Here is a 12759-nt window from a genome sequence, read left to right on the forward strand (position 1 = left end):
TAAAATTCATCAAAAATAAGAGCTTTGGAATAGTTATTTGAGAAAAATTTTAAAACGCTACATGCCATACATAAAAGAGTATAAGTTAGAGTATCTTTTAGTTCTTGTGGGCATAATATTTACAGTCGGAGCGACTACCGCAACGGCGCATATTATGAAGCCTCTTATGGATGAGATGTTCATAGAAAAAAAAGAGGAGATGTTATATTACATTCCAATCGGGCTTGTAGTTATATATTTTTTCAAATCCGTAGGCAGATATATGCAGTCTGTTTTTATGAACTATATCGGACAGCATATTGTTACCAGATTTCGTGAGATACTCTTAGAAAAAATCATAAATCTTGACATGTCGTTTTTATATCTAAATCGCAGCGGAGAGCTGATTTCAAGAGTGACAAACGATATTGAGAGAATACGTTATTTTGTCTCAAACATGCTGCCTGAGCTTTTTCGTGAGACTCTAACCGTTATTGCGCTTGTCGGATATGTTATATATTTAAATCCTATGCTTGCGTTTTACTCTCTTGTGGTACTGCCTGTTGCAGTCTATCCGATTCTTCTTATCGGCAAAAAACTTAAAAAATATTCCCGCCGCTCGCAGGAGAAAAATGCCGACGTAGTAGCAAGACTTAGCGAAGTTTTTAATAACAGTGAGATTATAAAAGCAAATGCAACTCAAAGGTTTGAGCTGGATAGATTCAGTGTTCAAAACCGGCAGTTTTTCAAGATAAACATGAAGTCTGTTTATGTCGGAGATATAGTCTCTCCGTTGATGGAAATAGTCGGAGCAATGGGACTTGCAGCGGTTATTTTTGTGGGTGGAAGAGAAGTTTATGAGGGTAGGATGAGTGTTGGCGAGTTTACGGCGTTTATTACCGCGGTGGGACTTGTTTTTCAACCCATCCGCCGTATCGGCTCAATATACTCTAAAATTCAAGACGCAGTTGCTGCAAGCGAGAGAGTTTTTGAGACTCTTGATATAAAGAATAAAATTGTTGACGGAGACAAAGTTTTAAAAGAGGATATCGTACATGTAGAGTTTAAAAGTGTTAAACTTAAATATGAAGACTCTTATGCTTTGAATAATATCAATATAGAGATAAAGCAAGGTGAAAATATAGCGCTTGTGGGAGACAGCGGCGGCGGGAAAAGTACATTTATAAATATGCTTTTACGTTTTTACGACCCGGATGAGGGAGAAATCCTAATAAACGGTATAAATATAAAAGAGTTTACGCAAGATTCGCTAAAACATCATATCTCATTGGTAACGCAAAGAATTTATATTTTTCAAGATACTCTTGCATCAAATGTGGCTTACGGACAAGAGATAGATGAACAAAGAGTTATAGAGGCTTTGACTCTTGCGGACGCTATTGATTTTGTTAACTCGCTTGAGAACGGTATATATTCAAAAATGGAGGAGTTTGGCTCAAATCTCTCCGGCGGACAGAGACAGCGCGTCGCAATTGCAAGAGCCATCTATAAACACGCATCTTTGATTCTTCTTGATGAAGCAACATCGGCACTCGACAATGAGAGCGAGAAGAGAATACAAAATGCCCTTGATAAATATACAAAAGACAAAATTACCATAACAATTGCGCACAGATTAAGTACGATAGAACATGCGGACAAGATTTTGGTTATGCAAAAAGGTAAAATTATTGCAAACGGAAAACATAAGGAACTTTTGGAGAGTTCAGAGGTTTATCAAAGATTAGCAGGCAGACTTAAAAATTAGATTAATCAGATTTTCAACACTTTTTAGAGATAATCGCTAAAAACTATAAACAAGCTATATAAGGACAGATATGCTAGATTTTGCAAAATTTACAAAGTACTCAAAACCGGGACCTCGTTATACGAGCTATCCTACGGCATTGGAGTTTAGCGACTCTTTTGGTTATGATGAGTATATAGAAAAGTTAAAATCTCAAGATTCGTCTCGTCCCCTTAGTTTATATTTCCATCTTCCTTTTTGTAAAAATGCATGTTATTTCTGCGGCTGTAATGTCGTATTTACCTCTAAAGAGGATAAGATGCTTCGTTATATGGATTATTTAAAAAGAGAGTTAAAGATACTCTCTTCACATGTAAATTGTAATAGAGAAGTTATTCAGATGCACTTTGGCGGCGGAACACCGACATTTTTCAGTGCCGCTCAGCTTGAAGAGGTTATAAAAGAGATAAAATCTTTTTTCCCGAATTTTGTAAAAGATGCCGAAATCAGTTGTGAGATAGACCCTCGCCATATTGATGAAGAGCAGATGAAGGTTCTTAGCCAAAACGGATTTAACCGTGTGAGTTTCGGCTTGCAGGATTTTAATGAAAAAGTCCAAAGCGCTGTTCATAGAATCCAGCCTTATGAGATAACAAAACAGGCAATGGATTTGGCAAGAAAATACAATATGGTTTCAGTAAATGTTGACCTTATTTACGGACTTCCTTTTCAAACATTAGAGACTTTTAAAGAGACTCTAGCACTCTCTCTTACTCTTAATCCCGACAGATTTGCGGTATTTAATTATGCACATGTACCGTGGATGAAAAAAACAATGCGAAAAATTGATGAAACGACTCTTCCTCTGCCTGATGAGAAGCTTCAAATAATGCAATATACGATAGATTTTTTAACTTCAAACGGTTACAAGATGATTGGAATGGATCACTTTGCAAAGCCAGAAGATGAGCTTTTCAAAGCGATAAAAAAAGGGGAGCTTCATAGAAACTTCCAAGGTTATACGACAAAAGGCGGAGCCGATTTGATAGGTGTAGGGCTTACTTCTATCGGAGAAGGTGTAGGGCATTATGCTCAAAACTTTAAAGATATGAGAGAGTATGAAGATGCAATTGACGCAGGAAAACTGCCTTTTGAGAGAGGCGTTGTTTTAAACGATGATGATATGATTAGACAGTATGTGATTATGGAGCTTATGAGCAACTTTAAACTTGATATAAAAAGATTTGAAAAGCTTTTCAACATAGATTTTAAAACATATTTTGCAGACGCTCTTACGGCACTTAAGCCCTTTGAAGAGGATGAACTATTAAGCATAGACGATGATTTTATAAAGTGCAGTGAGACTGGAACTCTTCTTATTAGAAATATTGCTATGCCTTTTGATGCTTACATGAAAAAACATGCCGCAAACGCTAAAACATTTTCTAAAACGGTTTGATAATGAGTAAATCTGCGCAAGAAATTTTTAACTTCGGTGCAACAACCGATGAGTGTATAAAGTGTGGGAAATGTATTCCTGTTTGTACTATTCATAACGTAAATGCCGATGAGGTTACATCTCCTAGGGGTTTTTTGGACCTTTTGGGAGCTTATCAGCGTGGAAATTTGGAGCTTGATAAAAATGCAAAAGATATTTTTGAGAGCTGTTTTTTATGTACGGCATGTGTTGAGGCTTGTCCAAAATCACTTCCGACTGATATGGTGATAGAACAAGCAAGAGCGGATATTGCACAAAAATTCGGAATTGCATGGTATAAAAAAGCCTTCTTTTTACTTCTTCGCCACCGCTGGTTAAACGATATCGCTTTTAAACTCGGCTGGGTATTTCAGACATGCGGTTTTAAAATAAAAGCTGACGCAGACTCTATGAATGCACGTTTTAACCTGCCTATGCTAAAAGCGGACAGACTTTTACCGAGTCTTAAAAAAACATCGTTTTTAAACTCCCATCCCGAAAATATAAACAACGGCGGCAAAAGAAAAGTTGCTGTTTTTATAGGCTGTCTTGGAAATTACAACTATGTAAATGTGGGAAATTCACTTTTGGAGATATTGGAACATTTGGGAATTGACGCATTTTTGGCAAAAGACCAAAAGTGCTGCAGCGCACCTGCATATTTTACGGGTGATTTTTATACGGTTGATTATAATGCAAAGTTCAATATAGAGTACTTTGAGAGTTTTAGCAAAGATGTTGAAGCTATCATAGTGCCAGAAGCTACATGTAGTGCAATGTTAAAGATTGATTACGAACACTATTTTCATGACCAGCCAGAGTGGAAGGCAAGAGCGGTAGCATTAAAAGATAAAATTTTTATGGCGACAGAATGGTTAGAACATCATACACAGCTCTCTGAACTTCTGGCTTCAAAGAAAAAAGATACCAAAATAGTTACGTATCACGATCCTTGTCATGCAAAAAAAATGCAGGGAATTCATCAAGAACCTAGAAATCTAATCAGCAAGAACTACAAAATAGTAGAGATGAGTGACCCTAATTTATGCTGTGGATTCGGCGGTGTTACGATGCAGAGTGAAAAGTACCATTTTGCAAAAGCTGCAGGTATCCCAAAAGCTGACATGATAAACAAAACAAAAGCAGACGTAGTAAGTGCGGAGTGCAGTGCATGTAGAATGCAGATAAACTCCTCTTTGGGTTATACAGACAGTAACGTAGTATTTAAAAACCCTATCGAGCTTATTGCCGATGCGTTAAGGGATTAATCTTTAAATGTCAGCATGGAACAACATATACGAAACATTTGACCCTGTAGCTTTTAAAATATTTTCTCTGCCGGTTCACTGGTATGGGATAATGTATGTCTTAGCACTTTTTAGCGCTCTTTATATCGGAAAATATTTTATAAAAAAAGATAATCTTGAGTTTAAAGGCAAAGAGATTGAGAACTATTTTATATATGTAGAAATCGGCGTGATACTGGGTGCAAGGCTTGGCTATATCCTTTTTTACGATACAAATACGCTATATTATCTCTCACATCCATGGCAGATATTCAATCCGTTTGTAAACGGAGAATTTGTCGGCATAAGAGGTATGAGTTATCATGGTGCGGTTTTAGGCTTTTTAATCAGCAGTTACATGTACTCCAAAAAACATAAGATAGAGTTCGGCAAGATTATGGATTTGGTTGCAATAAGCGTTCCTTTGGCTTTTGTTTTCGGTCGTATAGGCAATTTTTTAAATCAAGAGCTTATCGGACGTGAGACAGACGTGGCTTGGGGTATTTTGGTTGATGGAGTTCTGCGTCATCCTTCACAACTTTATGAGGCACTTTTAGAGGGAATTGGTGTTTTTATAGTTGTTTACATGTATAAAAATTATCAGAAATTTAGCGGAGAACTTATTTTAGTTTACGGAATAAGTTACGGAATATTTCGTGCAATAGCGGAGATTTGGCGAGCACCCGATGTTCAGATAGGCTATGTCTGCTGCAATGCTATAACTCAAGGGCAGGTTATGAGTCTAGCTATGAGTTTGGTAGGGCTTATCGCATGGTTTTATTTTAAAGATAAAAAGATAAAAATATAAATCTATACTTATTGGTTATCATTTTTTGAGTTGCCGTTTTTTCGAAGTTCTTTATCTTTTTTGACGGAGCTTCTCCAGAAATGATTTACCAAATAATATGCCAAAGCAGAACCGAATATCGAGTAAAAGGCAGTTCCAACATACAACGGAATAAAAATATTTCCTATATTTTCGCTAAACCACTCCAGAGTCATCTCTACCGGAGTTACTTCCATTCCAAGTAAAAAACTACCCGTGAGATATTCCATGTAATACATGGCAGGCATAGTAAATGGGTTACTAAGCCAGCACATAGCAAGAGCAATCGGTACATTAAATCTTGCAAAAGGGATTACGGCTACAACTGCTAGCATCTGCATCGGCATAGGGATAAAAGCTATAAAAAGCCCTATTAAAACAGCGCGGGAAACCATCTTTCTATTTGCAGAAAGATACTCTATAGGGATATTGTATTTGTCGGTGAATGCTTTTAGTTTTTCATGAGTGCTTAAGTTTTTAAATGTTTTTCTAATCATAATTTATGCCATATTTCAAAGTGTGAGGATTATATCCGCAAAAAGCTTATATTTTTAATAATATGTTAAAATTACGTTACTAAAGTGAAAGTGGGTAAACAATGTCATTTGAAAAACTGGGGGTTATTAAACCTCTTCTTAGCGCTATAAAAGATTTAGGCTATGAAAAACCTACGACTATACAAACAAGGGCAATACCTCTTGTTTTGGCAAAAAGCGATATTTTTGCAACAGCTCAGACCGGAACCGGTAAAACTGCGGCATTTGGTCTTCCTATGCTTCAAAGGCTAAGAAAAACTTCACATGATGAGCATAAAGAGATAAGAGGTCTTATAATATCTCCTACACGTGAACTCTCTATCCAAATATATGAGGATTTGCAAAATTATGCAAAAAATATGAGTTTAAATATTGCCGTTTTGGTGGGCGGAAAAGACTTAGAGACACAACAGAAGATTTTAAAAGAGGGTGTAGATATCGTAATTGCAACTCCGGGCAGAATTATGGAACATGCAGACAAGGGAATTTCTCTTTCACATGTAGAGATTTTTGTACTAGATGAAGCCGACAGAATGCTTGATATGGGGTTTATGAAAGAGATACGCAAAATTCATCCTCTTTTGCCAAAAAGACATCAGACGCTTCTATTTTCTGCTACTTACAGCGACAAGGTTAGAAAACTATCAAAGCTGATTTTGACAAAGCCGGCGTTTATAGAGACATCTAAAAAGAACTCAACGGTTGACACTATTAATCAGGTCGCCTATATGGTTGATACCGATAAAAAAGCGGCACTGCTCGCTTATATCATAGGTTCTAGAAATTTTAGACAGGTATTAGTTTTTACCAGAACAAAAGCAAGTGCGGACGAGCTTGTACTTGAGCTTAAAAAAGATGGCTTAAAATGCGGAATTATTCACGGAGACAAAACTCAGGCAAACAGACTTAAAACTCTCAATGAATTTAAAGAGGGTAAAACTAAAGTGCTTGTTGCAACCGATATTGCTTCAAGAGGTCTGGACATAGAAGAACTCCCTTTTGTAATCAACTATGAACTTCCTTCAATTCCAGAAGATTATGTTCACAGAGTAGGGCGAACAGGCAGAGCTGGGCGAGACGGCATGGCAATATCGTTAATAGATATTTATGAAAAATATGACATAAGAGACGTTGAGAGATTAATTGGTATGAAAATACCGCAAGAAACAGTTGAGGGTTTTGAACCTGACCCGACAATTCGTAGAAAAGACCAAGAAGAGTTAAAGCTAAAAAGCGAGCATAAAAAAGTAGAGGCAAAAAGAGTTAGAAAACCTTATAAAAAGCCTGAAAAAGCTAAAAAAACTCCGTCTGCCAAAAAGCCTCCTGCAAGCAAAAAAAGAAAAACAACAAAGCGTGATTAGTAAACATTGTTAGAGATTTTATATAAAGATGAGTTTTTAGTAGCGATAAACAAGCCAAGCGGACTTTTAGTTCATCGCTCACCTATTGATAGACATGAGACTCGGTTTGCAGTTCAGATTCTTCGTGAGCAGATAGGAAGATTTGTTTATCCGGTTCATCGCCTAGATAAGCCCACTTCAGGAGTTTTGCTTTTTGCGCTTGATAAAGAGAGTGCCAAAATCATGGGTGAGCAGTTTAGCTTGCGAGAGAGTAAAAAAAGCTATATCGCAGTTGTTAGAGGATATACTGACGAGAGCGGCGTTATAGAACATGCACTTAGTGTTAAGCTTGATAAAATAGCGGATAAAGACTCTACATGTAAAGAGGCTCAAGATGCCTCAACAAAGTATGAGAGACTAGAAACCATTGAGCTTCCTTTTTCTGTCGGAAAGTATGACGTTACAAGGTATTCACTTGTAAAATTAAAACCTTTAACAGGTAGAAAACATCAGCTTCGCCGTCATATGAAACATATTTCACACCATATTTTAGGCGATACAAAGTACGGAAGAGGCGAGCATAACAAGTTTATACGGGAAAAATTCGGTTGTCATAGAATGCTTTTACATGCAAGCAAACTTCAAATAAAGCATCCGTACAGTGATGAGATTTTAACTATTAAAGCGCCCTTAGACGATACGTTTACGTCAATATGCAAGTTCTTTAATTGGCATATTTGATATAATCGCATTAATTTTAAACAGGAGTTACAATGGAAGCAATCTATCCATACGCAAATATAATACACTTAATTTTGGGAATCATATTTTTAGGTTATGTTTTTACCGACGTGGTGTTGATTTCGACGTTAAAAAACAAGTTTAACAAAGATGTCAATCAAGAGATTAACCAGACATTGGGAACGAAAAGTTTTAAGATTTTTCCTATTTCTCTTTTAGTAATTGTTTTAACCGGTGGCATGATGATGTCAAGATATATAAACTCTAATGCGGGATTTTTTGAAACAGGTTTGCAAAAACTTTTAGTAATTAAAATTATATTGGCACTTGTAATTGTTTTAGGAGTGCTTTATAATCTTTACACGAAAATGACAAAAAAACCTAAACATCCCTTTATGCAAAACCACTTCCACAAACTAGTTTTAGTTTTAGGATTTTTTATAGTGGTTATTGCAAAAGCGATGTTTGTAGCTTAAAAATTAAGCTACAATTTTTTAGAAATGAGTGACATCATTTGAGAGTAAACAGCTCCGATTTGAGCCTGAAGCGGAGCTTTTTCCTCATCTGAAGCACGATTAAGTTTTGCCTCAAGAGATTTTAAAAGTTTTTGAAGTTTCTCAAATCTCTTATCCATTGAGTCCTCGTTCTCATTCGACTCATTTTTATATAACTTGATTCCCTTAACTCTTTTAAAACTCTCTTTTGTTCCTATTAGCAGATTTATTTCGTTGTTGTCTATTTGTGAGACTGCCAAATCTATTTGAGAAATCACACCTGCCTTTCCGCTCTCAAAGAGAAAAAAACCGCTTTTTCTCATAACGCCTAACTGGGTGTTAGATGAACTTTTAAGCTCAAAAGGGGTTGCAATATTCCCAAGAAATATAGCTCCGATGCCTACTTCGCCAAGAGCAACCAACTCATCTCTGCCTTCGCTTTTTCTCCATATTCTAAGCTTATTGAAAATTTTGTCGTTTTCGTCAATCCAGCCGTTTTTATCATCATCATAAGCTCTAAGCTCTTCAAAGCCGTTACCGCTTTTTGTGCCGAAGAGTTCGCTTCCATCATCAATGACGCCGTTACTGTTTTTATCAAGTGCTAGAAAAGCACTGCTTCTGCCAAGCATAGAAATCTGATCCTCTTTCCCGTCGCTGTCTATATCAAAAGCAAAAGTTTTTGAGCTAAGAGAAGGAAATGAACCGTTAAGCTCTACAATAAGCGGGTCTTGCAGAGCTTTTACACTCTCTATGCTCATCTGCTGAACAAAGCTCCTTGATAATGAGACATTAAGTTCAAGTGCAATCTCTTTGTCACCGCTTTTTACATACGCTTTTGTCTGAAAATTCAGTGCTTCTGCCTCAACATAAGTTGCACTAAGCCTAAACGTGTCTTGTACTCTTGTTTTATTGCTTATACTTTTTAGAAGAGATGCGCTTAACTCCTTTATTACGACGTTTTCTTCTTTGGACTCTGAATTGTCAAACCTCTCAATAGTATCTGTTTTTGGGGATTCGCCGCTTTTGAAATTTTCATTTGCACTTACTGCTCCGGATGCTTGCAGTGACGCAGATCTGTAACCAAAATGCTCCATATTCATCATAACACCATAGCCGTCTATTTTCATAATATCCTCCTTGATATTTTTATAACACGCGAATGTAAATCGGAAATATATCGTTACTATAAAATATGTTGATTAGTTAAAAATCTCTCAATTATAAAATTCTAAGCGGTTTTTGCCGTTTTCTTTAGCTCTATACATAGCTTCATCAGCCATTTTTATAAGCTCGTCTTTATCAGTTGTATCATCAGGATATATTGCAGCACCGATACTGCTTCCTATATCTAAGAGAATAGTTTCATCAATAATTATATGTTTTGAAATCTTTTCTATTATATTATTTACGATATTTATTATGTCATCTTTTGATTCAAGATTTCTAATAATAACTGTAAACTCATCGCCGGAGAGTCTGCTAACAGTATCACTTGCTCTTACGCTAGTAAGTAATATGTTAGATACTTTTTGAAGTAATAAATCTCCAACTTGATGACCGTATGTATCATTTACATTTTTAAAATTATCCAAATCTATAAATAATAGAGCGCTCTTTCTGTAGTTTCGTTTACAATAGAGCAGGCTTTGCTCTAGTCTGTCCATAAAAAGTGTTCTATTTGGAAGATTCGTCAGTGAGTCATAATATGCTAAGATTTCTATATGATTTTGAGCCTCTTTCATTTTAGTTATATCTCTTGTAAACCCTATATAGTTTGTTATGTTTTCTTGGCTGTCTTTTATGAGAATAATGGTAGAAAGAGTAATATATACCTCACCGTTTTTTCTTCTGTCTTTTATCTCCCCTTCCCAGATATTGTATTTATGAACGTCATTCCATAAGTTCGTATAAAAGCTATTATCATGCCAATTTGATTTTAAAATAGATGGTTTATGTCCTAAAATATCATCTATTTTATAGCCTGTAATATTTAGAAATGATTTATTTACTTTTATTATGTTTGTGTCAGAGTCGGTTATAATTATCCCCTCTAGGCTGTTTTCAAAAACCTTTGCGGCAAGTTCTATCTCTTTTTGAGATTCTATTTTTTTAGTAATATCCATAAACGAGAATACTCTACCCCTAAAAACACTGTTTTTTACTCGTGGTTGTGAAGTTATTTCAAATACTCTGCCATCGTTTAGATAGGTTATAAAAGTTAGTTCCGCAGAGTTATTATTTATCAAAAATTGAACCGAATTTAGTGTCTGTTTATAATTTAAAATTTTGCTTGATAGTTTGTTAAGTAAATCTACATGTGTATTTAAATTTATAGATAATTCGTCAATATCCCACATGTTAATAAAATTTTTATTGTATAGAGAAACAACGCCATACTCATCAATAACTAATATGCCATTAAAAGCACTGTTTAACGTCAAAGAGATATCATCATAGGCATCTACTATTTTTTCATTGTCAGCTTTTTTATCAAATGCTTTAGAAATTGCCTCAGCGGTTATCTTTACAAAAGAGTGGTGTGTAGGGCTCCATTTTATACTCTTTTTAACCATATCAATCCCTACAAAACCCACAAGAGAGCCTTTTGAGATAATTTGATATACCATTAATGACTTTATATTTTGTTGTTGTAAAGAAGATTTCTCATTTCTTGCCTCTTTTGGTAAGTCATAAATATTTTCTATAATTATCGGCTTTAGTTCTTTGCACTGTCTTAACCACCATTTAAAAGGTTTCGTCTCTTCGTCTCTTAAGTTATTTATCTCATGATTTACTCCATTTGCACACCACTCATGAGTATTGTCCATTAGTGAGTAATTTTTCTTAAATATAAATAGGTAAGCTCTGTGTGCGTTTAAAACTTCTCCTAAATTTTTAAGAGTATTGCTAATTGATTTGTCAATATCGATATTTACAAAAAGCTCGCTTGAGATTTTATTTACATACTGCTCAAATTGAAAGTTAAGTTCTATTATCTTTTTGTCGTCTTCAAGTATTTTATCTATTTTTTTAAGATATTTGTAGAAATAAAAGAGTACAAAAATGCCAATAATAAGTAACATAGATATGAGTTGTAAAAGGATTGAGTTAAGTTCTCTTAAATCATTTGTTATGTCTATAAATATATATGATTTACCTATATCTTGCTTTTGCATGTCATATAAGGTTTCACTGCTAATTGTATATATTTTGTTATTTTCTTCATAAATAATATTTGAGATATTCTCACTTTTATTTAAGATTTCTAGTAAATTTTTAGATATTTTCAAATCTACTATAGTGGATTTTATTACACAGTAGTTATCTAAAGTAATGTATCTATCGTCTAATGATTTCTGCTTAGTTGTTTGCTTTACAACTTCCGTATCCAATGTAAAAATTATGTTTGTTTTTAGAGTATTTGTGAGCTCTTTACTAAACTCTTCAATATCTTTTCCTAACTCAATATATCCGATTAACGCACCATCATCATACCACGGAACTACAACACGTAGTGCAAAGTCATGATTTACCCCAAACTCTATACCTGATGATACTGCTCCGGTATCAACAGCATTATTCAAAGTAAATCGCTCTATTTTATCAGAGTGTAACTTTCTGTTGTGAGCTCTTAAAAAGTTTGTTTTATCGAGATTATGAATATATAAATGGGTTATGTTGTGGTTATTTTTAAAGTCTAAATATATTTGATGCAGATATAAAAAAAGCCACTCTCTATTTTGATTTTTATAGTTGTATATTAAGGTGTCATCTTTTTGTAAAAATTCAATTAGTTCTTGAAGTAATTTTGTATCACTAGTTATTGTTTTTTGTAGTACTGCAGAGATATTTTCTAATTTTTCCATAGATTGTTGATTAATATGCTTTTTTTGTAAAAAATAGAGTGTACCAAGAGTGGATACTATTATAAATATTAGCGAAAATACAAAAGGAGATATAATTTTAAATACTAAATTCTCATTTTTAATTTTTTGCATATTTTTTCTTTTATATAGACTCACTAATTATTATATTGTTGCTATTATAGCAATATTAAATAATTAATCTAAGATAAAGTATTAAATTTGACTATCTCCTGACAAGCTCAAAGATATCTTTTCTTCTATCTTTTAAGTTTGTTACGCTTCCAAATGTCTCTTTTATGACGCTATAAAGATATGCTTTTACTACCAAGCAGCTAAATTAAATTTCTTTATTTAGGCAATATCTAAGGACAGATTTGGGCACAATAAGTAAAACTAAGTCTTGGGAAGTCTGTATTTTAGGGGTTTAAAAGGTTGTGGCTCCGGATACTGGATTCGAACCAGTGACC

Annotated in this window: 10 protein-coding genes; 7 read left to right on the forward strand and 3 right to left on the reverse strand. The window is 34.6% G+C overall.

What is annotated here, in order from left to right:
* The first annotated feature begins 61 nt into the window (after positions 1 to 61).
* The 4 genes from A2530_RS03055 to lgt all read left to right on the forward strand — a co-directional run bounded on the left by A2530_RS03055 (position 62) and on the right by lgt (position 5297).
* Positions 62 to 1747, forward strand: a complete 1686-nt coding sequence (locus A2530_RS03055; RefSeq protein WP_294885758.1) for an ABC transporter transmembrane domain-containing protein — start codon at positions 62 to 64, stop codon at positions 1745 to 1747.
* Positions 1748 to 1817: 70 nt separating this feature from the next.
* Complete coding sequence (gene hemN, locus A2530_RS03060) at positions 1818 to 3185, forward strand: oxygen-independent coproporphyrinogen III oxidase (RefSeq protein WP_294885601.1); 1368 nt, start codon at positions 1818 to 1820, stop codon at positions 3183 to 3185.
* A gap of 2 nt (positions 3186 to 3187) precedes the next feature.
* Complete coding sequence (locus A2530_RS03065; protein ID WP_294885603.1) at positions 3188 to 4471, forward strand: (Fe-S)-binding protein; 1284 nt, start codon at positions 3188 to 3190, stop codon at positions 4469 to 4471.
* A gap of 7 nt (positions 4472 to 4478) precedes the next feature.
* Positions 4479 to 5297, forward strand: a complete 819-nt coding sequence (gene lgt, locus A2530_RS03070) for a prolipoprotein diacylglyceryl transferase (protein WP_294885605.1) — start codon at positions 4479 to 4481, stop codon at positions 5295 to 5297.
* A gap of 8 nt (positions 5298 to 5305) precedes the next feature.
* Here the strand turns inward: lgt and A2530_RS03075 are convergent, their stop codons facing one another.
* Positions 5306 to 5812, reverse strand: coding sequence for a DUF2062 domain-containing protein (locus tag A2530_RS03075; RefSeq protein ID WP_294885607.1), 507 nt, complete (start codon positions 5810 to 5812; stop codon positions 5306 to 5308).
* Positions 5813 to 5913: 101 nt separating this feature from the next.
* On the opposite strand from A2530_RS03075, the gene A2530_RS03080 reads away from it, so the two are divergent.
* Genes A2530_RS03080 through A2530_RS03090 form a run of 3 tightly spaced genes read left to right on the forward strand, consistent with a single transcriptional unit; the run spans position 5914 to position 8408 of the window.
* On the forward strand, positions 5914 to 7212 hold the full coding sequence (locus A2530_RS03080; protein WP_294885609.1) for a DEAD/DEAH box helicase: 1299 nt from the start codon (positions 5914 to 5916) through the stop codon (positions 7210 to 7212).
* Between the two features lie 6 nt (positions 7213 to 7218).
* Positions 7219 to 7932, forward strand: a complete 714-nt coding sequence (gene truC, locus A2530_RS03085) for a tRNA pseudouridine(65) synthase TruC (protein WP_294885611.1) — start codon at positions 7219 to 7221, stop codon at positions 7930 to 7932.
* A 32-nt stretch (positions 7933 to 7964) separates the two neighbouring features.
* Positions 7965 to 8408: a hypothetical protein gene (locus A2530_RS03090; RefSeq protein ID WP_294885613.1), complete on the forward strand. Its 444-nt coding sequence runs from the start codon at positions 7965 to 7967 to the stop codon at positions 8406 to 8408.
* Between the two features lie 8 nt (positions 8409 to 8416).
* On the opposite strand, the gene A2530_RS03095 is transcribed toward A2530_RS03090, so the two are convergent.
* Both A2530_RS03095 and A2530_RS03100 read right to left on the reverse strand, forming a co-directional pair.
* Positions 8417 to 9553 (reverse strand): hypothetical protein, encoded by a 1137-nt coding sequence (locus tag A2530_RS03095; RefSeq protein ID WP_294885615.1) that lies wholly within the window; start codon positions 9551 to 9553, stop codon positions 8417 to 8419.
* Positions 9554 to 9640: 87 nt separating this feature from the next.
* Entirely contained in the window at positions 9641 to 12424 is a 2784-nt protein-coding gene (locus A2530_RS03100) for a diguanylate cyclase (RefSeq protein WP_294885617.1), read from the reverse strand.
* Positions 12425 to 12759 lie beyond the last annotated feature (335 nt).

Origin of the sequence: Sulfurimonas sp. RIFOXYD2_FULL_34_21 (genome assembly GCF_001830805.1) — a bacterium.
GTDB lineage: Bacteria > Campylobacterota > Campylobacteria > Campylobacterales > Sulfurimonadaceae > Sulfurimonas.

Coding starts and splice junctions, on each gene's coding strand:
- A2530_RS03065 (WP_294885603.1), top strand. CDS start 3,188: ATGAGTAAATCTGCGCAAGAAATTTTTAACTTCGGTGCAACAACCGAT.
- lgt (WP_294885605.1), top strand. CDS start 4,479: ATGTCAGCATGGAACAACATATACGAAACATTTGACCCTGTAGCTTTT.
- A2530_RS03100 (WP_294885617.1), bottom strand. CDS start 12,424: ATGCAAAAAATTAAAAATGAGAATTTAGTATTTAAAATTATATCTCCT.
- A2530_RS03075 (WP_294885607.1), bottom strand. CDS start 5,812: ATGATTAGAAAAACATTTAAAAACTTAAGCACTCATGAAAAACTAAAA.
- A2530_RS03055 (WP_294885758.1), top strand. CDS start 62: ATGCCATACATAAAAGAGTATAAGTTAGAGTATCTTTTAGTTCTTGTG.
- hemN (WP_294885601.1), top strand. CDS start 1,818: ATGCTAGATTTTGCAAAATTTACAAAGTACTCAAAACCGGGACCTCGT.
- A2530_RS03095 (WP_294885615.1), bottom strand. CDS start 9,553: ATGAAAATAGACGGCTATGGTGTTATGATGAATATGGAGCATTTTGGT.
- A2530_RS03080 (WP_294885609.1), top strand. CDS start 5,914: ATGTCATTTGAAAAACTGGGGGTTATTAAACCTCTTCTTAGCGCTATA.
- A2530_RS03090 (WP_294885613.1), top strand. CDS start 7,965: ATGGAAGCAATCTATCCATACGCAAATATAATACACTTAATTTTGGGA.